The organism is Faecalicatena faecalis, assembly GCF_012524165.2.
GTDB lineage: Bacteria > Bacillota > Clostridia > Lachnospirales > Lachnospiraceae > Faecalicatena_A > Faecalicatena_A faecalis.
On sequence record NZ_JABACJ020000001.1, the window covers coordinates 491,460 to 516,543 of the forward strand.

Annotated in this window: 19 protein-coding genes; 15 read left to right on the forward strand and 4 right to left on the reverse strand. The window is 45.4% G+C overall.

Going from position 1 to position 25,084, the window contains the following annotated elements; all coding sequences use genetic code 11:
* The first annotated feature begins 77 nt into the window (after positions 1-77).
* A complete protein-coding gene (gene clpX / locus HGO97_RS02285; RefSeq protein ID WP_216239022.1) occupies positions 78-1,541 on the forward strand; it encodes an ATP-dependent Clp protease ATP-binding subunit ClpX in 1,464 nt (487 codons plus the stop codon).
* A gap of 270 nt (positions 1,542-1,811) precedes the next feature.
* Entirely contained in the window at positions 1,812-3,086 is a 1,275-nt protein-coding gene (locus HGO97_RS02290) for a cation:proton antiporter (RefSeq protein WP_216239024.1), read from the forward strand.
* A gap of 29 nt (positions 3,087-3,115) precedes the next feature.
* Here HGO97_RS02290 and HGO97_RS02295 read toward each other — a convergent pair whose 3' ends face one another.
* The gene (locus HGO97_RS02295) at positions 3,116-4,819 is read right to left on the reverse strand and encodes a S8 family peptidase (protein ID WP_216239026.1); all 1,704 of its coding nucleotides are present in this window, start codon (positions 4,817-4,819) and stop codon (positions 3,116-3,118) included.
* Between the two features lie 245 nt (positions 4,820-5,064).
* On the opposite strand from HGO97_RS02295, the gene HGO97_RS02300 reads away from it, so the two are divergent.
* Both HGO97_RS02300 and HGO97_RS02305 read left to right on the forward strand, forming a co-directional pair.
* Entirely contained in the window at positions 5,065-5,838 is a 774-nt protein-coding gene (locus HGO97_RS02300) for an apolipoprotein A1/A4/E family protein (protein WP_216239028.1), read from the forward strand.
* Between the two features lie 10 nt (positions 5,839-5,848).
* Positions 5,849-6,328 carry a signal peptidase II gene (locus tag HGO97_RS02305; protein ID WP_216239030.1) on the forward strand — a complete coding sequence of 160 codons (480 nt, stop codon included), beginning with the start codon at positions 5,849-5,851 and terminating at the stop codon, positions 6,326-6,328.
* Here HGO97_RS02305 and HGO97_RS02310 read toward each other — a convergent pair.
* The gene (locus HGO97_RS02310; protein ID WP_216239032.1) at positions 6,325-7,263 is read right to left on the reverse strand and encodes a D-2-hydroxyacid dehydrogenase; all 939 of its coding nucleotides are present in this window, start codon (positions 7,261-7,263) and stop codon (positions 6,325-6,327) included. The two genes, HGO97_RS02305 and HGO97_RS02310, sit on opposite strands and share 4 nt — an antisense overlap.
* A 197-nt stretch (positions 7,264-7,460) precedes the next feature.
* Between HGO97_RS02310 and nudC the strand changes: the two genes are divergently transcribed.
* Together nudC and HGO97_RS02320 are read left to right on the forward strand one after the other, a co-directional pair.
* Positions 7,461-8,300 (forward strand): NAD(+) diphosphatase, encoded by an 840-nt coding sequence (nudC, locus tag HGO97_RS02315; protein ID WP_216239034.1) that lies wholly within the window; start codon positions 7,461-7,463, stop codon positions 8,298-8,300.
* A 233-nt stretch (positions 8,301-8,533) separates the two neighbouring features.
* Complete coding sequence (locus HGO97_RS02320) at positions 8,534-9,388, forward strand: YitT family protein (RefSeq protein ID WP_216239036.1); 855 nt, start codon at positions 8,534-8,536, stop codon at positions 9,386-9,388.
* A 100-nt stretch (positions 9,389-9,488) separates the two neighbouring features.
* On the opposite strand, the gene HGO97_RS02325 is transcribed toward HGO97_RS02320, so the two are convergent.
* Positions 9,489-9,872: a hypothetical protein gene (locus tag HGO97_RS02325; protein WP_216239039.1), complete on the reverse strand. Its 384-nt coding sequence runs from the start codon at positions 9,870-9,872 to the stop codon at positions 9,489-9,491.
* A gap of 299 nt (positions 9,873-10,171) precedes the next feature.
* Here HGO97_RS02325 and HGO97_RS02330 point away from each other — a divergent pair, with 299 nt between their 5' ends.
* Entirely contained in the window at positions 10,172-12,232 is a 2,061-nt protein-coding gene (locus HGO97_RS02330) for an efflux RND transporter permease subunit (RefSeq protein WP_216239040.1), read from the forward strand.
* Positions 12,229-14,205: a hypothetical protein gene (locus HGO97_RS02335; protein ID WP_216239041.1), complete on the forward strand. Its 1,977-nt coding sequence runs from the start codon at positions 12,229-12,231 to the stop codon at positions 14,203-14,205. Before HGO97_RS02330 ends, HGO97_RS02335 begins: the two co-directional genes overlap by 4 nt.
* A gap of 75 nt (positions 14,206-14,280) precedes the next feature.
* On the opposite strand, the gene pepT is transcribed toward HGO97_RS02335, so the two are convergent.
* A complete protein-coding gene (pepT, locus tag HGO97_RS02340) occupies positions 14,281-15,498 on the reverse strand; it encodes a peptidase T (protein ID WP_216239042.1) in 1,218 nt (405 codons plus the stop codon).
* 309 nt (positions 15,499-15,807) lie between these two features.
* Between pepT and HGO97_RS02345 the strand changes: the two genes are divergently transcribed.
* The 7 genes from HGO97_RS02345 to ulaG all read left to right on the forward strand — a co-directional run bounded on the left by HGO97_RS02345 (position 15,808) and on the right by ulaG (position 25,019).
* Entirely contained in the window at positions 15,808-16,497 is a 690-nt protein-coding gene (locus HGO97_RS02345; protein ID WP_216239043.1) for a response regulator transcription factor, read from the forward strand.
* Between the two features lie 40 nt (positions 16,498-16,537).
* Positions 16,538-17,629, forward strand: a complete 1,092-nt coding sequence (locus HGO97_RS02350; RefSeq protein ID WP_216239044.1) for a sensor histidine kinase — start codon at positions 16,538-16,540, stop codon at positions 17,627-17,629.
* 168 nt (positions 17,630-17,797) lie between these two features.
* The gene (locus HGO97_RS02355) at positions 17,798-18,742 is read left to right on the forward strand and encodes a D-alanyl-D-alanine carboxypeptidase family protein (RefSeq protein WP_216239045.1); all 945 of its coding nucleotides are present in this window, start codon (positions 17,798-17,800) and stop codon (positions 18,740-18,742) included.
* An 88-nt stretch (positions 18,743-18,830) separates the two neighbouring features.
* On the forward strand, positions 18,831-21,428 hold the full coding sequence (gene clpB, locus HGO97_RS02360) for an ATP-dependent chaperone ClpB (RefSeq protein ID WP_216239046.1): 2,598 nt from the start codon (positions 18,831-18,833) through the stop codon (positions 21,426-21,428).
* Complete coding sequence (locus tag HGO97_RS02365) at positions 21,425-22,663, forward strand: Y-family DNA polymerase (protein WP_216239048.1); 1,239 nt, start codon at positions 21,425-21,427, stop codon at positions 22,661-22,663. The genes clpB and HGO97_RS02365 overlap by 4 nt, the downstream gene beginning before the upstream one ends.
* A 5-nt stretch (positions 22,664-22,668) precedes the next feature.
* The gene (locus tag HGO97_RS02370; protein WP_216239050.1) at positions 22,669-23,682 is read left to right on the forward strand and encodes an acyltransferase; all 1,014 of its coding nucleotides are present in this window, start codon (positions 22,669-22,671) and stop codon (positions 23,680-23,682) included.
* 233 nt (positions 23,683-23,915) lie between these two features.
* A complete protein-coding gene (gene ulaG, locus HGO97_RS02375; RefSeq protein WP_216239053.1) occupies positions 23,916-25,019 on the forward strand; it encodes an L-ascorbate 6-phosphate lactonase in 1,104 nt (367 codons plus the stop codon).
* The last annotated feature ends 65 nt before the right edge of the window (positions 25,020-25,084 follow it).

Sequence of the window (25,084 nt, forward strand, 5' to 3'; positions counted from 1 at the left end):
GAAAAACTTCATTTGTATATGGGCAGAATCTGCGTTATAATGTTAGACATAGTTTGGATATGAAAGAAGGGAGAATTATGTCAGATAAAGATTTTATTATTATAGATGAATTAGACCAGAAGGATAAAGAAGAGGAAAACGAAGTCGTCGATAAGAAGGATACTTCTGTCGTTACCCAGGATACAAAGGAGGATGACGATGACGGATATGAGAAGTATTGTCTGATCTGCCACCGTCCTGAAAGTGTTGCAGGTAAGATGATCGACCTTCCGAATCATATCACGGTATGCTCTGACTGTATGCAGAAGAGCTTTGATGCGATGACCAATGGTTCGGTGGATTACAGTAAGTTATTTAATATGCCGGGTGTCCAGTTTCTGAATATGTCAGATCTGGACAACATGACACCAAAGAGCCAGAAGATCAAGAAGAAAAAAGAGAAGCCGAAGGAGTTCCATAAGCTCGACATTAAAGATATTCCGGCACCGCATAAGATCAAGGCTCAGTTAGATGAATATGTAGTCGGACAGGAATATGCCAAGAAGGCAATGTCAGTTGCGGTATACAATCATTATAAGCGTGTGGCTACTGATACAATGGATGATATTGAGATCGAGAAGTCCAATATGCTCATGATCGGACCTACAGGAAGCGGTAAGACGTATCTGGTCAAGACCCTTGCAAAGCTTCTGGATGTGCCGCTGGCTATCACGGATGCTACCTCTCTGACAGAAGCAGGTTATATTGGGGATGATATTGAAAGTGTAGTATCTAAGCTTTTGGCAGCAGCCGATAACGATGTGGAGAGAGCAGAGCAGGGAATCATCTTCATCGATGAGATCGACAAGATCGCAAAGAAGAAAAACTCCAGCCAGCGTGATGTCAGTGGAGAATCCGTACAGCAGGGCTTGTTGAAGCTTCTTGAGGGAAGTGAAGTGGAAGTTCCGGTCGGTGCCAACAGTAAGAATGCGATGGTACCGCTCACGACGGTGAATACAAAGAACATTCTTTTTATCTGTGGAGGTGCCTTCCCGGATTTGGAAGAGATTATCAAAGAAAGACTTTCCCACAAGACATCCATGGGATTTAACGCAGAGTTAAAGGACAAGTATGAGCATGATAAAGAGATACTTTCCAAGGTGACGGTGGAAGATTTAAGAACATTTGGTATGATTCCAGAGTTTATAGGACGACTTCCAATCATCTTTACCTTAAAAGGCTTGGATAAAGACATGCTTGTTAAGATTCTAAAGGAACCAAAGAATGCGATCCTTAAGCAGTATAAAAAGCTGCTGGCTTTAGACGAAGTCAATCTGGAATTCAACGATGAAGCGTTAGAAGCAATTGCCGAGAAGGCGATGAAGAAGAATACCGGGGCAAGAGCCTTGCGTGCGATCATCGAGGAATTCATGCTGGATATCATGTACGAGATACCAAAGGATGACAGCATCGGGCAGGTGACCATCACCAGAGAATACATAGAGGGAGTTGGCGGACCAATCATACAGCTTAGGGGACAGGCAATCCCAAGGTTAAATTAGATCAAGGTCTAGGGCTGGTAAGCTGATCGTAATAGTAAATATAAGTGCACGGTGCAGATTCAATAAAGGGGAAGAAAATAGAGGATTTAGTTCCTACTTTTCTTCCCCTTTTTATGTGATGCATACCCAACTGCGGACTGTTGTTCCCTGATATGGTCTCTTGTCAGATTTCCATGAATAGAGTCGGAAAATACTTGAAATATTTATGCAAAGGGTGTATTCTGATTACTGTTCGGGTTAATGAGAGTAAGAAATGTGAGGAAAAAAGTTATGAACAGCTACAGTTATTTGTTGGATTTGGCAATTATTTTGTTGTTCACAAAGGTTCTGGGCCTTATGACCAAAAAAGTCCAGATGCCTCAGGTCGTCGGAGCACTTCTGGCAGGCCTGATTTTGGGACCAGCAGGATTCGGGATTCTAAGCGAGACATCATTTATCCATGAAGTAGCGGAGATCGGTGTGATTGTCCTGATGTTCTGTGCAGGTATGGAGACGGATATTAAGGAACTTAAGGCAAGTGGAAAGGCTTCCTTTATCATTGCGCTGTGCGGCGTGGTCGTACCCCTTTTAGGAGGATTTGCGGCGGCATATTTCTTTAATAAGCCGGGGATGATCGTATCAGATGCAGATGCAAGTGTTTTCCTCCAGAATATATTTATCGGTGTGATTCTGACGGCTACATCTGTTAGTATTACCGTTGAGACTTTGAAGGAGCTGGGAAAGCTAAAGACACGTTCCGGGAATGCAATCCTGGGTGCGGCAATCATCGATGATATTCTGGGCATCATTGCTCTGACCATTGTTACCAGTATGGCAGATCCATCCGTGAAGCTGGGAACTGTCATGATTAAGATTGTCGGGTTCTTCGTATTCGCCGGAGTAGTCGGATTCATTTTTTACCGACTCTATAAGAACTGGGTAGATACGGCCAAGAAGGAGATGCACAGACATACGATCATCGCATTCGTGTTCTGTCTGCTGATGGCCTATATTGCAGAAGAAGTATTCGGCGTTGCAGATATCACGGGAGCTTTTATTGCCGGTCTGATCATCTCGAATGTGAGACGGTCCACCTACCTGCAGGGGAAGTTCGATACCATTTCTTATCTGCTGGTATCACCTGTGTTTTTTGCAAGTATCGGTCTGAAAGTGGTACTTCCTGAGATGTCAGGCGCGATTATTGGATTTGCAGTGGTCCTGACGATCGTGGCTATTCTGACCAAGGTAATCGGCTGCGGTCTGGGTGCGAAGATGTGCGGGTATCAGAATTATCAGTCGAAACGTATCGGTGTGGGAATGATCTCCAGAGGTGAGGTGGCCTTGATTGTTGCAAGTAAAGGTTCCAGTCTTGGACTTCTTGGTTCAGCATTTCTAGGTCCGGTCATCATTGTTGTCGTGATTACGACGATCATTACACCGGTATTCTTAAAGGTGGTATTCCGACCGGGAACAGCCCCTGCGCCGGAACAGCAGATACCAGAGAATGAGATGGTTACCAGTTATTATGAGAATATCGATGAGATACGTGGAGAAGGACGCCGATAGGCGTCCTTTTGTGTTCAGGCGAATCCATTCTATAGATTCCGTATTTCCTCAAAAATATTATAAACGTTCAGTTGTCCATATCCCCATTCCCGGTTAGGATAGGTCATAAATCCCGGCCGCACTGCGCCCAGTATGAATAGGCTTTTGATCTGATAGGAGTCGATTCCCTGAGTTCCGAGCTGGAAGACGACCCACTCCATGAGAAGGGCGGCGGCCCCGGCAGTAATGGCCGTGGAGATACTGGAGCCGGAACGGACGGCAAAACGTTCTCTTGGGAGTCCCCCCTTTACATTGATGCCTGGGGCGGTGATGTCCGGGTTGATTCTTTCGTTCCGGGTATAGCCCCGGCCGGAGCTCAGTGCGATACTATTGGTGTTGCCGTCATAATAGGAAACAACGATGCTGCTTGCAGTATTTGCCGGGTTCGTCAGAGTATAATAAGGGTCCGGGCTTAGAAAATAGACCTCCCCGCTTAAAAACTCTTTGACCGGAAGCCAGATATGATATAATCCGTTGATCACGCGTACCGGATTGATGATCAGCCGCCAAATTCCAGGGGTAGGCGCACGGAACCGGAAATGGACCAGCTCCGAGGTGCTTCGTTCGACAATGATCCGGTAATTTATGGACACCTGCGTCCGATCCAGAATGAAGTTAAGTATGGAGGTCGTTACAGTTTGGAGCGGTATAGTCGGTGTCGTTTCTCCAGAAGGAGAAATCAAAGAAATAGACAGTACGTTGGGAATCTCTGTCCACAGTTCCATTGTAAAGCCTTCCACATTTTCGCCCACTCGGATTTCCACTGTTTCCATGGGGGAACCATCTTGTACAGGATGGGAAAAGTGATGGCGCTGATCCGCCTCGTTGCCTACGCCTATGACGGGGATTCGATTGACGGAGGTCCCATAATACTCAATCACACTAGACAGAGGAAGAACTCCAATGTGGCCGCCCATATTCGTGCCGACGGCGATACACATAATCAAGGGCATCTTGAGCCTCTCGGCCAGCTCATTCAGATATCGGAGTCCAAGCATGACATCTGTCTCCTGATAGCAGGGGGCGGTGTCAGGGATAAAATAATAGTCGCGCAGATACTGCTTGGCAGGCTTGAGCTTGACGACAGCAAGAGACGCTTCCGGTGCGGCACCGATGAACTGTTCTGCGGGGTTACCGCTTCCGGCGGCAAGACTTGCAACGAAGGTTCCGTGTCCGTTCGTATCTTCAGAGGGAACGATTGATTTCGGGTCTTCCTCACGAAGAGCACGGTCAATCATTTCTTTTGTATACTCCGACCCATAGGCCAGATTCGGCGGAGGTGTTCCCTCCTGGATAGTCTGGTCCCAGATTCCCATGATCCGGGAGGAACCATCCAGGTTACGAAAAATAGAATTGGTATAATCGATTCCCGTATCAATAAAACCAATTAAGACGCCATTCCCTTTGAGTTGTAGTGTGGGGTAATTCTGGATGGGAAGGATTCCTGCCTGATTCATGGTTTCCATGCTGAGCAGTGTATAACACTTGGGGATGGATGTGTAAAAAAAACGATCCAGATTGATTGGATCACCGAGGACTTTGGGGAGATAGACACATCGGTAATCATAATCAGCCTCCTGTTCACAGAGCTGTTCGGGAAGAATTTCTCCGATGTCGAGCGGACGTGTCCTGGAAACGATAAAATCGCGGTAGTCCTCGGACATGATCCGCTGTCTGCATAAAGTTTGGTCCATATGTATGTTCCTGTTGTTTTTATAGACAATATATGAAACAGCCGCCGGGTTTTATAACTGCCAGTGCAGATATTACGGGAATGTCCGGGTTATATGCTAAATTTTTATAAAATAAAAAGGAAATCGGTTGAAGTCGGTTGGTTATAGGGTATAATGTATATAAATATGGAATCTGTACAGGATTTTTCTGAATAAATTAGGTTCAGGGAGCGGCAGGATTCAAAACGAAGGGAGACTAGAAAGACATGAAATCATTTTTTGAAGATTTAGGCAGAAAGATCGGGGAGACTGCGGAGACAGTGACCAACAAAGCTGGTGAGGCAGTAGAGGTGCAGCGTTTAAGGAATCAGATCAGGGCGCTGGAACGTGGGAACGAAAGAGATTATGCAGAACTCGGAAGAATGGTATATGACCGGTTCAAGGCTGGAGAGACTATGGAGGAGGAAGCAGCAGGATACTGTGAGGCGATCCAGAACCGAGAGGAAACGATCGGAAAATATGAGCAGCAGATTTCAGAGGTCAAAGGTGATGTGACCTGTGAGGGATGCGGTAAGTCCGTAGGTAAGGATATGGCGTACTGTCCGTACTGCGGTGCAAAGACACCGGAGAATACTGGCGGGGAGACCACTGATTATGCAGGAGCAGTAAAAGAGAAAGTCGCAGATATGGCGGAAAAGGTAAAAGAGACAGCAGAGAATGCAGCAGATATGGTCCGTGAAAAAGCAGATGCGGCAGCGGATATCCTGCGTGAGAAGACAGAAGACATGGCTGAGACAGCGGAGGAGAAGAGCGGTGAGGCAGCAGATGAGATGAAAGAAAAAGCGGCTGATGCAGCAGAGAAGGTATCAGATACGGTCGATGCAGTGAAGGAAAAGACTGCAGATGCAGCACAGGCCGTGAAAGAGGGAACAATGGATGTGGCAGAGGCGGTCAAAGATAAGACTGCAGATGCAGCAGAATCTGTGAAGCAGATGGCTCAGGAGGCAGAAGAGAAGGTCAGGAGCATGATGGAAGAATAGGAGGGATATTATGATTATCCTTGTTTTAATGAGCCTGACATTAAGCCTTGCACTGCTTGATATTGCAGCAAAGTCTTATGTGGAAGGTTATATGACAAAAGGACAGGAGAGGTCCTTTGGCAACGGAAAGGTATTTCTGCGCAAGGTCTACAATAAAGGTTTCTGTCTGAACCTGCTGGAGAACGAACCTGAATTTGTAAAGATTTCCTCAGTATTTATGACGTTCATTGTGACCATCTATCAATTGATCACATTGATAAGGAGAAAGCATTATTTAAAAAAGATAGGACTTTCCCTGATGGCGGCAGGGGCCTGGAGCAATACCTTTGACCGATGGATCAGAGGCTATGTGATCGACTATGTCGGTTTCCGTACCAAATGGAAAAAAATCACAGAAATTACGTATAATCTCGGTGATTTTTTCATTATGGCAGGTTCTGTATTTATGATGCTGTCTTCCCTGTTTCGAGGCAGGAAAAAGAAACATTAGGTCTGGGAAAAGAAATCCCTCACTTGACCGGCGATAGTTTGCATCAGGCGGGTGCGTGATTCCACACTTGCCCAGCCGACGTGAGGAGTGATATAAAGCTTTCGGCTGTCCTTGATTTTTAAGAACGGGCTGTCTTTTGACATCGGCTCCTCTTTCAGAACATCCAGTCCGGCAGCAGCAATTTTGTTCTCTAATAATGCAGCAGCAAGTGCATCTTCGTCAACGATCTGGCCCCGGCCAAGATTCAGGAAGATCGCGTGCGGCTGCATTTTTTTGAATGCATCCTGATTCATGAGTCCTTCAGTATATTGATTCAGCGGAGCATGTACAGATATGATGTCCGAGGTAGTAAGCAGGGTATCAAAATCTACCTGACAGTAGCCCTTCTGGGAGGAAGAACCGGAAGGAGAATAATAGATCACCTTTGCACCGAAAAAGGCTGCAATATCTGCGACTCTACGTCCGATATTCCCGAGTCCGATGATGCCCCAGGTCATGCCATGGAGCTCATGGAAGTGTTCATTAAAATGGGTGGAAACCGTATCTCCTACGTATTGCTCACTTTTTACATAATCGTCATAATAGCGAAGCTTTTCCAGGAGATAGAAGAGCATAGCAAAGGTGTGCTGTGCCACGGATTCCGTGGAATAGCCGGCAACATTGCGCCAGGCGATCCCTCTTTGCTCCAGATAGTCTTTGTCGAGGTTGTTGGTGCCTGTGGCTGTTACGCAGACGAGCTTTAAATTTTTAGCCGAATGGATCGACTTCTCATTGATCTCAATCTTATTGATAATAAGGACATCCGCATCCTGAACTCTCTTTGGGACCTCTTCGGGTGCCGTAAATGGATACTTCACGACCTCTCCAAGCTCATCGAACTGGGAGAGGTCAATGTCTTCTCCGATTGTTTTTGCATCTAAAAATACAATTTTCATATAGATCTCCTTTCCTGTACTTATTAACGCTATTTATTATTATTTATCAGTTTAGCGAAGAAGTCAATACGAAGCTTTTATCAGATTTCCCAAAACCTCTTCCTGGGGAGGGGATATTAAGAAATGGGATTTTGGGTTTCAGTCGGGTTGAAAGTGTGGTATGATTATTAAGAATATAAAGAAAGCAGGGAGAAGATATGATTCAGGATATAGCACCACATGAATATAGAAATGAATACAGGCCTAAGCCGCCCGAGAAGGACAGTATTGCCCTGTATTTTGAAGACCATGCTGTACTGATGAGAAAGACAGCAGAGGGGATAGAATACCCGACATTTGGAGATATTGAGCATTTGAATGAAGAGATTTATGAGGAGTATACGTATCTGTTTGCCATAGATGGAGAGCGTTATTATCTGGTCGATGAGATCAACCGGGTGCGTTTGTCTCCTTTTACCATGGAGAATACCGAGGTCTTTCGGGCAGCCGACCCACAGTATAGGGCATTCGCAGGGATTACAGGTTACCAGCTTTATAACTGGTATAAGAATCATAAATACTGCGGGCGCTGCGGAAGCTTCTTGAAGAAGGATGAAAAGGAGCGGATGCTTTTTTGTGAGAAGTGCCACAATATGGAGTATCCGAAGATCAGCCCAGCCACGATTATCGGCGTACTGGACGGCGACCGGATATTGATGAGTAAATATGCGGGCAGAAGCTACAAGAAATATGCACTCCTTGCTGGATTTGTTGAGATCGGAGAGACGGTAGAGGAGACGGTAAAGAGGGAGGTCATGGAGGAAGTCGGACTCAAGGTAAAGAACGTCCGCTATTATAAGAGCCAGCCATGGTCTTTCAGCGATACGGTTCTGATGGGATTTTATTGCGACCTGGATGGAGAGGATAAGATTACATTAGACGAGGAAGAGTTAGCGCTTGCTGAATGGTTCGAAAGAGATAAGATACCGGTAGAACCTTCCCGGGACAGTCTGACCAATGAGATGATTATGAAATTTAAAAATGGAGAGATTCAATAAATCTCTCTGGCTGTCAGCTTTGGGCATAGTTCGATAGCAAGTGTCAAGTTTGCGAATGAACAGTAGGGAATAGTTACTTTTTTTGGAAAATAATCGATCCAGGGTGTTGACAAAATATCATATTTGAATTAGACTAAGGAACAGAGAAGAGCACATGCGAATTATAATTTATAATTTGTAGGTGTTCTTTTTTGTGCTTAATTGGGGAAAACTATTTTAGAGAGGTGAGGCAGATGAAGAAAATAAGTATAAAAAAGTTGGCATATGATATTTTTATTGATGTTGCAGGAGGTATTCTGATCGGTGTCGGAATCTATAATTTTGCGGCGAATGCGTCCTTTCCGCTGGCAGGAATCTCAGGTATCGCCCTAATCTTTTACCATCTATTCGGGCTGCCAATTGGATGGGTGACCATGCTGCTCAACGTGCCGATCGCGATTGGATGCTACCGTACGCTGGGGAAGGAATTTTTTGTCCGTTCTGTCCGTTCCGTTATTATTACATCACTGATTATTGACTATGTAGTTCCACTGTTTCCGGTATACTCGGGTGACCGGATGCTTGCAGCGATCTGCACAGGTATCTTCTCGGGACTTGGATATGCATTGATTTTTATGAACAACTCCTCAACAGGAGGTATGGATTTCATTACCGTTTCTGTAAAAGTGAAACACCCACATCTGACACTTGGAAAAATCGTGTTTATTACGGATGCCATTATCGTAGCGATCGGTGGATTTATCTTTAAAGATGTGGACGGGACAATCTATGGTTTTATCATCACATATCTTCTGACTGTAGTAATTGATAAGATCATGTATGGTATTGATGCAGGAAAAATGACCCTGATCGTGACCGAGAAGGGACCGGAGGTCGCTGAGAAGATCGATGAGTACTCAGGAAGAGGCTCTACACTGCTAAAAGGCAGGGGAAGCTACTCTGGAATTGAGAAAGAGGTCGTAATGTGTGCCTGCAATAACAAACAGATGTATACGATCCGCCGTATTGTGCGGGAAGTAGATCCATCTGCGTTTACGGTTATTATGGAATCGAATGAGGTCGTGGGAGAAGGATTTAAGGAAGAGTAAAAATATTGTATACTGTATCAGCATGAAAAAGGATGTGCGGTATCCTCTGGAAGGAGGATGGCACATCCTTTTGTGATATAAGAAACTGTACTTTTAGCTTTTATTTGAGCCGGGTCAGATGCTGACAGTATACATATACGTTCTGAATCTTTTTAGCTTCTACGCCTTCCGGGGCTTCTATGACTGGCTGAGTCTCAGAAGGGGTGACATAAAGCTTGAAGGCAATCGCGTCCTGTCCCTCCCGCATATTCCGAATTTTTTTATATTGAAAATTGCGCTTTGTGATTCCCAGGTAATCAAAAATAATCGTTTCGATATCCTCATCTGCAAAGCATCTGAGTATTTCCGGTTCATCATAGATATCGATGATCGTTCTGGCCTCCTCGAAGCTGAGGTTCGTACATTTGAATTCCCCTTTATTCAGCACAGACATCATGCTGCTGTTATCGAGTAACAATAATGGTTGAGCCGTTTTTTCTGCCATTATGATCGCTTCCTTTCTGCTGGGCAGACTGTCCATCTTGAAACCGTCTTCTTTTCTTTACAGATTCATCATAATAGACTTGAAAGCAGATAGCAACAAAAGTTATTTCCTTAACAAAACCCGTGAAATGAAATATAAACATAATACAATTGACGATTTGTTAGCAAAAGAGTAGAATTATATATATAAAAATATTGAAAAATCAGAAAATAATACGGATAATAACATGAAAATGAGAAGTATTTTATGATGATATTCTGTAAATGAATGGATCATCAGGACAGACGGGAGGTGGCAAGATGGAACGGATAGCCCGTAAGATAACAGGTCATAGGAAGCTGGTAGTGATGATTTTCCTAGTGCTTTCCGGTATCTGTGCTTTATTGATGACGAAGGTGAAAATCAATTATACCCTGGCGGATTACCTGCCAAAGGATGCAGAATCGACAGTTGCTCTTCAAGTCATGCAGAAGGAATTTAAGGAAGCCGTCCCGAATGAACGCGTTATGATCAAAGACATTACATTACCTGAGGCCCTGGTGTATAAAGAAAAGCTCAGTGAGATTGACGGTGTGGATTCGGTAATGTGGCTGGATGATGTCGTGAATCTAAAGGAGCCCCTGCAGATACAGGACAAGGCTGTGACGGAAACATATTACAAAGATAAAAATGCTCTTTTTACATTGACGATACATAAGGGAAAAGAAATGGAGGCCACAAATGCGGTCTACGAGCTGATCGGAGAGAAAAATGCGGTGGACGGGGATGCCGCCTCCAATGCCTTTTCGCAGAAGATATCTGTGAAGGAGTCCATGAATGCCATGATGATTCTGGTTCCGCTGATCATCGTGATTCTTTTGCTGACCTCATCTTCCTGGATTGAACCGATTTTGTTCTTGGCGACTATAGGAATCTCTGTACTGATCAATATGGGAAGCAATATTTTCCTGGGCGAGATTTCTTATATTACGCAGGCAATCAGTCCAATCCTGCAGATGGCGGTTTCCCTGGATTATGCGATCTTTCTGCTCCATAACTTTGAGGAGCAGCGGAAAGTGAACGAGGATGTGGAGACAGCGATGGTGAAGGCAATGAGACTGGCATTTCCATCCGTTGCTGCCAGTGCAGCGACAACACTGTTCGGATTCATGGCACTGATGTTCATGCGGTTTCGGATCGGATCGGACTTAGGGCTCAACCTGGTGAAGGGCATTCTCTTTAGCTACCTGTCCGTTATGGTCTTTCTGCCGGCACTGACCCTTTTATGTTATCGTCTGATTGATCGGACAAAGCATAGAAAGCTGATTCCAGAATTGAAACGAGCTGGAAATATATTATTGAGGGTTGGGATTCCTGCCTTTGTATTGGTTCTTCTTTTCATCATACCGTGCTACCGGGCACAGGCACGTTCCAACTTTATCTATGGCATGGGGGAGGCAAATGCAGCATTGAAGCTGGGGCAGGACAGCAAGGAGATCAACCAGATATTCGGGCAGTCGACTTCTATTGTGTTGCTGGTCCCCAAAGGGGATTCGGCCAAGGAGCTCCTTCTCTGTGAAAAAATTGAGGGTATGGAGCACGTGAAAAGTGTCGTTTCCTATGTTACCAGTGTGGGAAATACGATTCCGGCCGGGTACTTAGCACCGGAAATCGCAGGGAACTTCTATTCCCAAAACTATGCACGGATCGTTGTGGATACGGACACAAAGGAGGAAGGCAAGGAGGCCTTTTCACTTGTGAGAAAGGTACGTAAGGCGGCAGGAGAGTATTACAAAGAATATTATTCCTGCGGGCAGAGCGCAAATCTATATGATATGAAAAAGGTAGTATCTGCGGATACGAAGCTGGTCAATGGGATTGCAATTGCGGCGATCGCCTTTGTACTGCTCGTGACATTTAAGTCACTGCTGCTTCCGATCATCCTTCTGTTTATTATTGAGGCAGCAATCTGGATCAATCTGTCTGTTCCATATTTTGCAGGAAACTCGCTGGTCTACATTGGATTTCTTGTCATCAATACGGTACAGCTTGGAGCGACGATCGACTATGCGATTTTTATTACGAACAACTATATGAACCGGAGAAAGGAGATGGAGAAGAGGGAGGCGATCAGAGGCGTTCTGAACCGGAACCTGATTGCGATTCTGACATCGGCCTTGATACTGGCATCAGCAGGATTCTGTCTGAAATTTACTTCATCAAATCCAATCGTTGCAGAATTGGGCATGCTGCTGGGGCGCGGGACCTTCCTTTCTTTGGGGATGGTTGCTGCGATTCTACCAATCCTGCTTTTATTATTGGACAGAGGAATTGAAATTTTGACCTATCATTCTTCATTTTACAGGGAGGTGAAAAAATGAGGAAGCAAAGAAGAAATCGACAGAGAATGCGGATTGCGGCATCTTTGATTATGGCCGCAGTTTTGGGAAGCACGGTTTGGGGGGCTGGATCTGCAGATGTGATGGCGAAAGAGAAAGAAAAAAATGTACAGGCACCACAGGTCTCCAAGGAAGAGGTGGTCTACTCCTCTCTGGACAATCAGGGAAAGGTGAAGGAGATTTATGTAGTAAATGCTTTTAATTTGCCCCGATCAGGGGAGATATCGGATTACGGTGAATATTCTCTTTTGGAGAATCTGACAGATACAGCGGCTCTTACATATGAAGGCGGGCGTGTGAGTGCACAGGCAGAAAAGGGCCGTTTCTATTATCAGGGGAATATGGTGAGCAAGGAGCTGCCTTGGAATATCCAGATCGATTACACATTGGACGGAAAACCAATTGGTGCGAAGCAGCTTGCTGGCGCATCAGGAAAAGTGGGGCTGACTGTCTTGACAACAAAGAATCCGAAGGTGGATCCTATTTTCTATGAGAAATATATGCTTCAGGTCACCATCACATTGGATACGTCTATCTGCGAAAATATCGTGGCCAAGGATGCCACTTTAGCAAATGCAGGTTCAGATAAACAGGTCACATTTACGGTCATGCCTGAAAAAGAGGGGAGGCTGGAAGTAAAGACAGATGCCTCCGACTTTACGATGAAGGGAATCTCAATCGCTGCCGTTCCGTTTTCTGCCGGAACAGACATGTTGGATGTCAAGCAGATCGACCAGCTTACTGATGGTCTGAATCAGCTTAGCAGTGGAATCTCACAGCTAAATGGTGGAGCGCAGCAGTTGAAGGGCGGCGCACAGGTTCTTCAAAATGGAACGGATGAGCTGAAGAACGGAGTGTCAGAATTTAAGAATGGAATTGTCCAATTGAAGGTGGGGGCCGACGGTATTAGCAGCGGTGCCAGTCTTCTAAGCAGCGGTTCGGGTGAATTCCAGAGCGGGCTGAATCAGGCGGCAGCCGCGGCGGACGAGGTGCTCAATGGGTCCGGGAAGATCGATCAGGTACTGCAGCTTTTGAAGGCAGGCACAGAAGACTTGGGTAGTCTGGATTTGGGACAGCTTATTGCACTTCCGAAAGGATTGAATGATCTGGCAGATGGGCTGGAAGGAATACAGGGAGGCTTTGCACAGATTTTCCAGACCCTGGACGATACGATGAGTACAAATCCCGTTACAGATCTGACCGAAGAAGAGCTGGGGCAGATCCAACAGGCGATGGGGACGGCGTCTCCTGAGGCACAGGCCGCCTTCGGGAAATTGATGGGCAATTATCAGTCTGCAATGACATTTTTAAGGACCTATCAGGCGGTCAGTGGAAATTTAGATGAGCTTGTCAATGGCCTGGGTACGATGGTCGAGAACATCAGGGAAATATCCACGCGGCTAGAAATGCTTCAAAATATGGACCCGGATAGTCTGAAAGGTCTTGCAGACGGCATTCGCAGCCTGGCAGATGAGTATGAAAGCTTCCACCAGGGACTAAAGGATTATATGGAAGGCATTCAGCAGATGTCAGACAAGTACACGGAAATCGATGATGGAATTCGCGGACTTGCAGAGGGGACGGCAGGTATTTCCAATGGAATCGGAAAGAGCGCAGATGGTGCGGCAAGCCTTTTGGATGGTGCAGGCAGTCTGGACGGCGGCGCAGCCCAATTATCGAATGGAGTCTCACAGTTGGCAGACGGCCTGGGTACTTTAAATAAAGAAACACAAAAGATGCCCGATGAGATGAAAAAGCGGATTGATGAAATGATGGACAAATATACGAATCAGGATTTTGTGCCGATATCCTTTACATCATCTAAGAATCAGAATGTTGTATCCGTACAGTTCGTTCTTTCTACAGATGAGATAAAAAAGGAGGAAGTAAAATCCGAGAAGACAGAAGAGAAAACAAAAGAAGGTGTCTGGGAGAAATTGATGGATCTGTTTTAACATAGGAAAACGAACCCGGTGAGTGAGAAGTAAAAGGCGATACTTAAGACTTCCCGCTCACGGGTTCGTTTTTGATTATTGTGCGTAGATCTTCACTAATTCAACGGTAATGTCTGTTGCCAGATCCATGCCTTCTGCCGTGATATGCTCGTAAGGTCCATGGTATCCATGACCGCCGGTTCCCAGGTTCGGGCAGGGCAGTCCTTTAAAGCTTAACTGTGCTCCATCTGTACCGCCGCGGATCGGAAGAATCAGCGGAGTGACTCCGGCATTCTCACATGCTTTCTTTGCATTGTCAATCAAATGCTTGCATCCATCGATGACTTCTGCCATGTTGCGGTACTGCTGGGAGATGGTCAGCTTGACAGTTCCTTGTCCCCATTTTTCATTCATCAGCTTTTCGATGTGACGGAGGGTCTCCTGGCGTACCTCAAAGGTAGCAGCATCATGGTCACGGACGATATAGTTCAATTCGGCATGCCCCACTTCGCCTGACATACTTACCAGATGGTAGAAGCCCTCGTAGTCTTCGGTGTCACGCGGGGTATCACCGGATGGAAGCATGGAATTGATCTCCATGGCTACCAGACTGGCGTTCACCATGGTGTCCTTGCTGGAACCAGGATGGACATTGACGCCTTCCACCTCGAATTGTGCCTTGCAGGCATTGAAATTCTCGAATTGGATCTCGCCTTCTGTATCACCGTCCAGAGTATATCCGAATTCAGCACCGAATTCTTCCACATTGAAGTGGGAGGCTCCTGTTCCAATCTCCTCATCAGGAGTAAAGGCGATAGATAACGGGCCATGAGGGATATTCTCTGTGTTGAGACGCTCGATCATGGTCATGATCTCTGCGATTCCGGCTTTATCATCAGCCCCAAGTACTGTCGTACCGTCACTGGTGATCAGTGTGCGGCCCTTCAAGTCAGGCAGATGTTTGAAGGTCTCTGTGCTGATGGTACGTCCGCTTGTCCCCAGAACAAAATCTTTCCCATCATAATTCTCTGTGATCACGGGAACGATATCGTGGTCGCAGAAATCGGACACCGTATCCATGTGTGCGATAAATCCCAGTTTTGTCTTATCTTCATATCCAGGAGTTGCAGGAATATGACCGTAAACATAGCACTGCTCGTCTACTCTTGCATCGGACACCCCAAGGTCCTTTAACTCCTGAACGAGTATGTGCGCCAGGTCGAACTGGCAGGCAGAGGAGGGAACAGTCTCACTGTTCTCGTCACTCGGTGTACGTACGACGACGTACTTTAAAAGTCTTTCATAAGCTCTCATAATGACATCTCCTTTTTATAAATTACTGTTAATTATTATAACACAATAAGAGGTCAGTGGGGAATCTTTTTACCAACTGTTATACTATGCAAGAAGCTTATGCGTTTGACAAAAATATTACAAAATTAATATGGGAATGTTACGAACTTATTTTACGAATCGAAATGAAACGGGGATGACTGGAAAGAAACCTTTATGTAATCTCAAGAATTTCTTTATAGTTTTGCAACAAAAAAGCTTTAGAATATGGTTATAATGAAAATAAGTTTTGTGTGTGATATATTTGCAAGGCTGCAAAGGAGGAGAACAATGGAGCGGATTTTAGTTGTAGATGACGAGAAGGAGATCGCCGATCTTCTGGATGTATATTTCCAGAATGAAGGCTTTACAGTATCCACGGCAGCTACGGTGGAAGAGGCTTGGAAAAAGATTACCAGCGAACCGATCAGTATTGCCCTTCTGGATGTCATGCTGCCGGATGGAGACGGCTTTTCGCTGTGCAAAAAAATCCGGGAGCAATTCTTATTTCCTGTTATCATGCTGACCGCAAAAGACGAGGAGATGGATAAGATTACGGGCCTGACCTTCGGGGCGGACGATTATGTCACAAAACCGTTTCGCCCAATGGAAGTAGTTGCGCGTGTAAAGGCGCAGCTTCGGAGAACGACGCGTTACGACCAGCCTCAACTAAGGAGGGAAGATGCATATACGAAAAACGGGATGTTCTTGAATGTGAAAGCGCATGAGTGTTATGTCGACGGGAACCTTCTTAACCTGACTCCCACGGAATTTTTGATTTTACGGATTTTATATGAACACCGTGGGGAAGTGGTCAGTGCCGAAGAGCTGTTTCATGGAATCTGGAAGGATGAATATTTTGAGAAAAGCACAAACACCATTACGACGCATATCCGGCATCTGCGCGAAAAAATGAATGATACGGAGCAGCCGCGCTATATAAAAACGGTGTGGGGAGTGGGGTATAAAATTGAGAAATAAAAAATGGCGGCAAAAGCCATATCAACAGATCATTTGGAAAATGTATATACAGACTCTGCTTGTTATCGGAGTCGTAATCTTAGGAGTGCTATTCATTCGCTCTGCCGGGAAGGGGGTTATAGGAAACGGGATCACATATATAATATGCCGGATGTTTGATGTCGACTGGGAGGAAGGTCTCATCCTTTACTGGCACTATGTACGGCAATACTATGCCTATCTTATGGGAATTGCGATTATTGTACTGTTCCTTATCTTCTTCCGCATTCTTCTCTTTGGATTTACACACTATTTTGATGAGATCATTGACGGGATCAACACACTTGCAGACGGATCAGAGGGAAAAATTGAAATGTCAAAAGAGCTTGGCCTTGTGGAAGAGAAGCTGCAGCAGGTAAAGGATGACCTGACAAAACGCACCCGGGAAAAGGAAGAGGCCGAAAAACGAAAGGACGAGCTGATCGTTTATCTTGCCCATGATATCAAGACACCACTGACTTCTGTGATAGGGTATTTGGATTTATTAGTAGAGAACACGAAGGTATCGCTGGAGCAGCAGAAGAGCTATCTGAGAATTGCAAGAGATAAAGCATTGCGTTTGGAAGCTCTTATCAACGACTTCTTTGAAATCACACATTCTCATGTTCAGCAGATCGTATTGGATAAGGCTGTTGTAAATCTGGCATATTTGATGGAACAGGTGGTGGCCGAAGCCTATCCACTTTTTCAGAAAGCAGGGAAATCCGTAGAAACCGATATCGATGCTTCGATTCAAGTGAATGTGGATGCGCAGAAAATAGCCCGTGTATTTACCAATCTGTTGAAAAATGCGATCTACTATAGTGAGGGAACGGCACCGATTTGTATTGCGGCCTGGGCAGCAGGTCGGTCAGTCAGCATTGCGTTTTCTAATGTGGGAGAAATTAGGAAGGAGGAGATAGAACATATCTTTGAAAAGTTCTATCGTCTGGACAATGCACGCCAGACCAAAACCGGAGGAGCAGGGCTTGGCCTTGCGATCGCAAAGGAAATCGTACAGGTTCATGGCGGGAGCATTACGGCTGATTGTAAAGACGGACAGATCATATTGAGTGTTGTACTCCCGGCAGATAATGTACTGATAAAATCATAAAAAAATACAGAAAATCTCAAGAAACTGTTGAGGAACTCTCAGCATAAAGCACCTTTTCATTTGATAGTATGAAGCTATTAGATAAGGAGGTGCTTTATGTCATATTATCATAGAAAAAGAAGAAATTCTGCACGGAGGATTTGGCACAGGAAGAGCAGAGTGGGGGTTTTGATATGTTTAATGCTGGCAGTTGTTCTGGTCATTTTGCTGGCGGTTGGTTTTTATGAATCAAGTATTCAGGATGAGCTATTCCAAAAAGATGTGGCCAAAGGTGCACATAAGGAGAAGTCTTTACAGCTTCACGCAGCCAAGTCTGCCGGGCAGAATTTGATTCCCGTGACTGCTATGAAGGGAATCTTGATCTGCTCAGACACCAATGAAATCTTGTGGGACAAGGAGAGTCAGGTGTCTATTGCACCAGCTAGCTGTGCGAAACTTCTAAGTGCTCTCACAGTCCTTAAATTTTGTGACGCAGAAGAAACGTTAAAGGTTGGCGAGGAAGTGTATAGAATCGCAGAGGATGCTTCCCGTGCGTATTTAAGCATTGGCGTACAGATGAGTGTGCGGCAGGCACTGATCGCGATGCTTCTGCCATCAGGAAACGATGCGGCCTATGCGCTCGCTGTTTACACAGGACGTAAGATTGCCTTGGATGAAGATCTGAGCATAGACGAAGCTTTGGAGATATTTAAGGATGAAATGAATAAAGAGGCGAGTAAGCTTGGCGCTCTCGATTCAAAATTCATCTCTCCGGACGGCTATGATACAAATGGGCAGTATACCACTGCGTACGACCTTGCGCTGATCGGACAAGCTGCCTCAGAAAACGCTTTGATCAGTGAAATTGCAGGAATGGCTTATTCCAGCGAAACATGGTTATCAGGAGAGACGGCGGAATATGAAAACACAAATGAGATGCTTTTATCCCAAAGCCCCTATTATATTTCTGAATGCACTGGCCTGAAAACTGGCACAAGCACAAGTGCAGGGGCCTGTCTGGTCATGTCGTTTACAGTCGCTGATAAACACTATATAGGTGTCATTATGGGAAGCACAGAAGAAAGACGTTTTGAAGATGCAATGCAGCTTTACAAATTTTTAATAAATAATTAGCACTCGCACCTTGACAGTGCTAATAACCAGTGTTATTGTTATATTGTTAGTAGAACAAAACAGATGAAATGACAAAGGAGGTCTTTCTATGAACATAAATAAGTTTACGCAGAATTCGCTCCAGGCAGTTCAGAATTGTGAGAAGGTAGCCTACGATTACGGCAACCAGGAAATTGCACAGGAGCATTTATTGTACGCATTGGTGAAGCAGGATGACAGCCTGATTTTGAAGCTTTTGGAGAAGATGAACATTCAGGGGACATTGTTTATCAACCGTGTGGAGGAAGCTCTTTCTAAGCGTCCAAAGGTACAGGGCGGGCAGGTCTATGTAGGACAGGATCTGAATAATGTCCTGATCCATGCTGAGGATGAAGCGAAGCAGATGGGCGATGAGTACGTTTCTGTAGAGCACCTCTTCCTGGCTCTTTTAAAATATGCGAGCCGTGAGCTCAAGGGTCTATATAAAGAATTCGGTATCAACCGGAATTCATTTTTGCAGGCATTATCCACAGTACGCGGAAATCAGAGGGTGACAAGTGATAACCCGGAGGCGACCTACGATACATTGAATAAATATGGACAGGATCTGGTGGAGCGTGCAAGAGATCAGAAGTTAGATCCGGTCATCGGCAGGGATGAGGAGATTCGGAATGTGGTTCGTATTCTGTCCCGCAAGACAAAGAATAATCCAGTGCTGATCGGAGAACCTGGGGTTGGTAAGACCGCGGTCGTAGAGGGCTTGGCACAGCGTATCGTTAGAGGCGACGTGCCGGAAGGCTTGAAGGATAAGACCATTTTCTCCCTGGATATGGGCGCATTAGTTGCGGGCGCTAAGTACAGAGGAGAATTCGAGGAACGTCTGAAAGCAGTTCTGGAGGAAGTGAAGAACAGCGATGGGAAGATCATTCTTTTCATAGATGAGCTGCACACAATCGTAGGGGCCGGCAAGACAGACGGTGCCATGGATGCGGGCAATATGTTAAAGCCAATGCTGGCCAGAGGGGAACTGCACTGTATCGGTGCGACGACCCTGGATGAGTACCGTCAGTATATCGAGAAGGATGCGGCACTGGAACGCCGTTTCCAGCCGGTCATGGTAGAGGAACCGACGGTGGAGGATGCGATTTCGATCCTACGTGGTTTGAAGGAACGTTATGAGGTCTTCCATGGTGTAAAAATTACAGACAGTGCCCTGGTAGCAGCGGCGACTCTGTCTAACCGTTATATATCCGACCGTTTCCTGCCGGATAAGGCAATCGACCTTGTGGACGAAGCCTGTGCATTGATCAAGACGGAATTGGATTCCATGCCGACAGAATTGGATGAACTGCGCCGCAGGATCATGCAGCTTGAAATAGAGGAAGAGGCTCTGAAAAAAGAAGAAGACCGGTTAAGCAGGGAGCGTCTGGAACATTTGCAGGAGGAGCTGGCTGGTCTGCGGGAAGAATTTGCAGGCAAGAAGGCACAGTGGGATAACGAGAAGGCCTCTGTAGAACGAGTCCAGAAGATCCGTGAGGAGATTGAACAGGTAAATAAGGATATTCAGAAGGCACAGCGAGAATATGATCTGAACAAGGCAGCAGAGCTTCAGTATGGACGTCTTCCGCAGCTCCAGAAGCAGTTGGATGAAGAGGAAGAGAAGGTAAAAGAAAAGGAACTTTCTCTGGTGCATGAGGCAGTAACGGATGAAGAAATCGCTAAGATTATCTCCAGATGGACCGGAATTCCGGTCGCAAAGCTGAATGAAAGTGAAAGAAGCAAGACCCTGCATCTGGGGGATGAGCTGCATAAACGCGTGATCGGACAGGATGAAGGCGTAGAGCTGGTGACAGAGGCAATCATTCGTTCCAAAGCAGGAATCAAAGATCCGACAAAGCCGATCGGCTCATTCTTATTCTTGGGACCTACTGGTGTCGGGAAAACGGAGCTTGCAAAGGCACTGGCCGAGAGTTTGTTCGATGATGAGAATAACATGGTCCGTATCGATATGAGTGAGTACATGGAGAAGTACTCCGTATCCAGACTGATCGGAGCTCCTCCGGGATATGTGGGATATGATGAAGGCGGACAACTGACAGAGGCAGTCAGAAGAAAACCATATTCTGTCGTACTGTTCGATGAAATCGAGAAAGCGCATCCTGATGTATTTAACGTACTCCTTCAGGTGCTGGATGACGGGCGAATCACGGATTCACAGGGACGCACCGTTGATTTTAAGAATACGATTCTGATCATGACCTCCAATATTGGGGCAAATTACCTGCTGGAGGGAATTAAGGAGGATGGAACAATCGAAGAGGCGAGCCAGAGCATGGTGATGAATGAGCTGCGTGCACATTTCAGACCAGAATTTTTGAACCGTCTGGATGAAATCATTATGTTTAAACCGTTGACGAAAAACAATATTTATGCAATTATTGACTTATTAGTAACTGACGTCAACAAACGGCTTGCAGACAAGGAGCTTTCTATTGAACTGTCCGAGACGGCTAAGAACTTTATCGTAGACGGCGGATATGACCCGATGTATGGGGCAAGGCCATTAAAGAGATATCTGCAGAAGAATGTGGAGACTCTGGCTGCGAAGCTGATCCTGGCCGGTAATGTAGGAAGAGAAGATGTAATTTTAATCGATGTTGTTGACGGAAAATTAGAAGCAAGAGTGAAAGGACAACTGATTTCATGACGCGGATTATTTTCCACATAGATGTCAACTCCGCATACCTGAGCTGGACTGCGGTGGAACAATTGAAACAAGGTGCTGATAAGGATCTGCGCGAGATTCCATCCATCATCGGCGGCGACCAGAAGGCCCGCCGGGGTGTGGTGCTCGCCAAGTCGATTCCGGCTAAAAAATATGGCATTCGCACGGGGGAACCTGTTGCGAATGCCTTTCGTAAGTGTCCGAATCTTGTAAGTGTACCGCCGGATCACAAGATGTACCGTGAGAAAAGTGACTGTTTGATGGCTTATCTGAAGAGCTTTACGACAGAAATCGAGCAGGTCAGTGTGGATGAATGCTATATGGATTTTACAGAGATTGCGTGGAAATACTCTTCTCCGGTGGATGCGGCTCTTATTATAAAGGATGGTATCCGAAGAAAGTTCGGATTCACGGTGAATATTGGAATCTCCTCGAATAAACTGCTGGCGAAGATGGCCTCCGATTTTGAAAAGCCTGATAAGGTACACACACTGTTCCCGGAAGAAATAAAAGTGAAGATGTGGCCCCTTCCAATCGGAGAATTATACATGGCGGGGCGTTCCAGTGTGGAGACTTTGAAGAAACTGGAGATACATACGATCGGTGATCTTGCACAAGCCGACCCGGACCTGATCGCACTGCATATGAAAAGCCATGGGAAGATGCTGTGGGAGTTCGCGAATGGAAAGGGTGACGACCATGTTCAGTCTGAGCAGGCGGAAGCGAAAGGAATTGGGAACTCCACGACCCTGTCGGAGGACGCCGTGACGGAGGAAGAGGCGATGGAGGTGTTTAAGGAGCTGGCGGCCAGTGTAGGCAGAAGGCTTAGAAAAGCAGGGCAGAAGGCTAATATGGTCAGCATGGAGATTAAGTACCACGACTTTCAGAGCGTTTCCCACCAGACCCAGTTGGACAAACCATCCAGCGAGGATGAAGTTCTGTATGAGACGGCCTGTCAGCTTTTTGAGGAGACATGGGATGGGGAGCCGATTCGGCTTCTTGGAATACGCACAGCGAAGCTGGTGGATGCGTCTGAGCCGGTCCAGCTTTCAATTTTTGATATAGAGATGCCAAAACCGCCGGATGAGAAGCATCAGAAATTGAATCGGGCAATGGAGGAGATCCGGTCCAGGTTCGGAAAGGATGCTGTGGTAAAAGCGAGCCTGATGAAGAAGAGTACAGGAAAGAGCAAGGAACAAGAAGAAAAACAAGGATAAACAAGATGAAGACGAAAAACTATAATATGGAATTGATTAGAACCACCTCATTCGTGATGGTCATTCTCATACATGTGACAAATTATTACTGCAGGGCGTACGTGGATATCAGCAGGGGAGAATATTTGTTCTCCTTGATTTTGGATACGGTATCCAGGGTCAGCGTCCCCTGCTTTTTTATGCTCAGTGGGGCACTGCTTTTGGGAAGAACGGAACGTCTCAGGAAAAATGGAGAGAGGCTTTTGCGGTTCTTGCTGGTCCTGGTGTTCTGGAGCATCATATACTACTTTTTTAATGTCTACTATATGGATACACCGTACGATTTGCGCTCTATCTTTTTTGAACCGACGGAGCCGCATCTATGGTATTTGTATGCCACCATCCCGATTTATATGGTCCTGCCGTTTTTTCAGATCATGTGCAGAGGGATGAGCGCGAATATGGATAAGGCATTTTTGCTGATGGGAAGTGCCTCAGCCTTATTTTTGTATTTTTCTTCGCTGCTCCATGAGGAAGCTTATTATGATGTGCCGATCATCGGTGATAAGGTCTATACCTTCTATTTCTTTATCGGATATTTTGTATGTAAATACAGGGACAAAATCAAACGCAGTATCTGGCAGATCGTTTTCATTTTTCTTGCCAGCACTTCCCTGAATATTGTGCTGACTGCGTGGATGACATTTCGCAGGGGAGATCATTATGAAAGATTTTTGGAGTATGGCTGTCCTCTCGTGATCATCAGCGGCGTTTCTTTCTTTGTGCTGCTGATGCAGATTGCAAATGGACAGATTCAGCTAAAGGTGCATACAAGAAAGTGGATTGACAGATGGTGCTCCTGTTCTTTTGGGATTTATCTGATTCACATCCTGTTCCTTGATAATTATAAGAAATTTGTGGATCCGACGGATATCTCAGCATGGATCGCGGTCCCTGTTCTGACCATTGCGATTCTGGCAGCCTCCTTTGTGTGTGTATACTTTATCAGGAAGCTTTCGTTCGGAAAGTATATTTCGTAAAATGAAGTGTAGATAGAAAGAAAAAGTTCTGTCTGCACTTTTTTTAGTGAAAAATCTATATAAATTATAAAAAAGCACGAAAAAATCACAAAACGTTCATAAAAACAATCAAAAACGAAAATCGAACATATAAAATGATAATCAAACATAAAAACGGATTGTTTAATTGAAAATAAAATGATATGATTCGAATAGATAAAAGAGAAAAATCATATAAGAAGAGGAGCGTTCGGATGAGTAAAGTTGATGAAATTACAAGAGAAAAATGGATTATGTCTACTTTCCCTGAATGGGGAACATGGCTGAACGAAGAAATCGAAAATGAGGAGGTAAAGCAAGGGTCAGTCGCGATGTGGTGGCTTGGATGTACTGGGATTTGGCTCAAGACGCCTGGCGGATGTAATCTCACCGTAGACTTATGGTGTGGGAACGGAAAACGCACCCATGGAGACGGGAAGATGAAGGTGGGGCACCAGATGGCGAATATGTGCGGAGCCAGAGCCATGCAGCCCAACTTAAGAGCAGTCCCCTTTGTGCTGGACCCATTTGCAGTTAAAAGCGTGGATGCTGTGCTCGCGACACATTACCACCAGGACCATATGAGTGCAGAGTTTGCATCTCATGTCATAAAAAGCAATATGACGACTGTCAACCAGGATGGGGAGGAGATACCAGTTCCCTTCATTGGACCTAAGAAATCAGTAGAGTTATGGGAGAAATGGGGCGTACCTGCAGACAGATGCATCACAGTGAAACCTGGGGATGTTATTAAGATTAAGGATATTGAAATCATAGCTCTTGACTCTTTCGACCGTACCTGTATTGTGACAACCGATTCCCAGGGGGAAGACAGAGAAGAACTGACAGGCGTATGTCCGACAGATATGGATGATAAGGCAGTCAACTATCTGATTAAGACACCTGGCGGGAATATTTACCATAGCGGGGATTCCCATTATTCCATTTACTATGCGAAGCACGGGAAAGACTATGATATAGATGTTGCTTTTGGCTCATATGGGGAGAACCCGGTGGGCATGCAGGACAAGATGACCTCTGTAGATATTCTGCGGATGGCAGAAGCACTTGGCTGCAAGGTAGTGATTCCGATACATTATGATGTATGGACCAATTTTATGGCTGATATCAATGAGATTAAAGTGTTATATGAGATGAAAAAGGACAGACTCGGTTATGAGTTCCATCCGTTTTTCTGGGAAGTGGGAGGAAAATATGTCTATCCTGCAGACCGTGATAAGAAGGCATATCACCACAGAAGAGGCTTTGAAGACTGTTTTGAAGCACCACAGAACATTCCATTCCGCTCTCTTTTATAAAAGGACAGATACGACAGAGGGTTTCAGAAAGATTGTCAGATAAACTAAGAATTACTTTCTAAGAA